General features: G+C 55.7%; 1 protein-coding gene. It reads right to left on the bottom strand.

Features of this window, described 5'->3' with window-relative positions:
• Positions 1–79: 79 nt before the first annotated feature.
• Positions 80–1,801 carry an IS1182 family transposase gene (locus VEB01_RS22985; RefSeq protein ID WP_324872048.1) on the bottom strand — a complete coding sequence of 574 codons (1,722 nt, stop codon included), beginning with the start codon at positions 1,799–1,801 and terminating at the stop codon, positions 80–82.
• Positions 1,802–1,867: the final 66 nt, after the last annotated feature.

Genomic DNA, 1,867 nt, shown 5'->3' on the forward strand with positions numbered 1-1,867 from the left:
GGGGCTGTCTCAAAAGTCATCAGAGATAGCGGTAGATCTCGAAAAAGGGGTAATAGGAAAAAGGCAAAAAAACTGGCGGTCAGGCGACCGCCAGTTTTGCGAGATTATGGGCAATGCAGAGCAGGCCCCACTCGGTTTTCACCTTCTCCAGACCTCGCAAGAGGAACCTGCGGAAGCCCCAATCTTGTTTGATGCGTCCAAAAACGGTTTCGACATCGATCGAGCGTTGCTTGCGCACTGCCACACCCTGCTCGGATAACAACAATGCCTTGGCACGCACCCGCATTTGGCGCAAACGGAAACTGACCTGGATCTGGCGGTTACCTTGTGCCTTGGTACACTTTTCCTTGAGCGGGCACTGGCTGCAATCGGCACACTGGTACACCCGGCGTTCGCTCCCGTAGCCATTGTCGGAGCGGTAGCGCCAGGTGGCTTTGTAGTGCAGTAACTGTCCGCTCGGGCAGGTAAAGGCATCCTGGGCTTCATCATAGGGCATGTGTTCGGCGGCGAAGCGCTTAGGTTTGGGGCGAGACTTCGTCTCCTGATGAAAGCTGTTGTACTTCACATAGGCTGCAATGCCCGCTTGTTCCAAGTAGGCATAGTTTTCCTCACTGCCGTACGCGCTATCGGCCACAACATTCCTGGGCTGCTGTCCACCGCGTTGCGCTTTGGTTTCTTCCAGGTGCGGGATCAAACAGCCTGGGTCCCCCGGCCGTTGATGGACGCTGAAGCCCACCACATACTGCGCCTCCGTACCCATCTGGATGTTGTAGCCCGCCTTCAACTGCCCGTTTTGCATGTGATCGTCTTTCATGCGCATGAAAGTGGCATCCGGGTCTGTCTTGGCATAGCTGTTGCGCTCCCCCAGAATGGCTTCTTGTGCTTCGTACTTCTTCAAGCGCGGCAGATATTCCTCGGCCAGTTGCTGGATCCCTTTGGCCAACTGCTGGGCTTTCGACTTGTGGCGCTGTTTGCGTTTGTCACCCTTCTTCTTTTCTGTCCCGCTGGGCGTGGAGATGGGCTGCGCTAGATCCGTGGCCCTTCCCGCGCTGCTCAGCGCTTGGTTTGCTTCGGGTGCGTCTCCTGCACTGGGCGGATCGGCTGGTTCTCCCTCTGCGGGCATATGGCGCAGGCGTTCATTCAGTTCGTTGATCTTGGCTTCTAACTGCGCGGCATCCAGCGGCTTGTTCCCACCCCGTTCTGGTAAATCATATTCCCCATATTTGGCATCCTCCGCCGCGTTGATCTGCTCGATCCGCTCCAATAACTCGGCAACCTTGCCCTGTACCTGCTCTTTGTAGCGCTTCGTGTTCTTCGCCCACACAAAACTGTACTTGTTGGCGTTTGCCTCCAGCTTGGTCCCATCCACGAAGTAGTTCTCCAGCTTCACGTACCCGCCTTCGACCAGAATCTGCAGCACGGCGGCAAATATCTCTGTGATCGTCTCTTTGACCACCACCCCCCGAAACCGGTTGATGGTGTGAAAATCCGGGTGGCTGTTCCCGCTCAGCCACATGAAATAGATATTCTCCCGCAGCGCTTTGGCGATCTTCCGCGAGGAATAGATCTGCTGGCTGTAGGCATAGATCAGCACCTTCAATAGCATCTTCGGGTGGTAGCTGGACGTCCCGCCCCCCTTGTACTGCTCGTACACCACTCGCAAATCCATCTTCTCGATGGCTGCGTTGACCACCCGTACCAGGTGGTTCGGCTCGATCTCTTCCTCGAGATCCACGGGCAGTAAGACCATCTGCCCCATCGTATATTCCTTGAACACGGGCGAGAGATTTTTCTTGGGCATACCTCTGATTGAATCACACTCCCATTAAATTGGAAAGGGACTGCCTCACCCTTTTGAGACAGCCCC

The sequence above is a fragment of the Methylocaldum sp. genome (assembly GCF_035627495.1).
Lineage (GTDB): Bacteria > Pseudomonadota > Gammaproteobacteria > Methylococcales > Methylococcaceae > Methylocaldum.

Bases quoted from the DNA above. Each gene is read 5' to 3' on its own strand.
- VEB01_RS22985 (WP_324872048.1), bottom strand. From the start codon at position 1,801: ATGCCCAAGAAAAATCTCTCGCCCGTGTTCAAGGAATATACGATGGGG.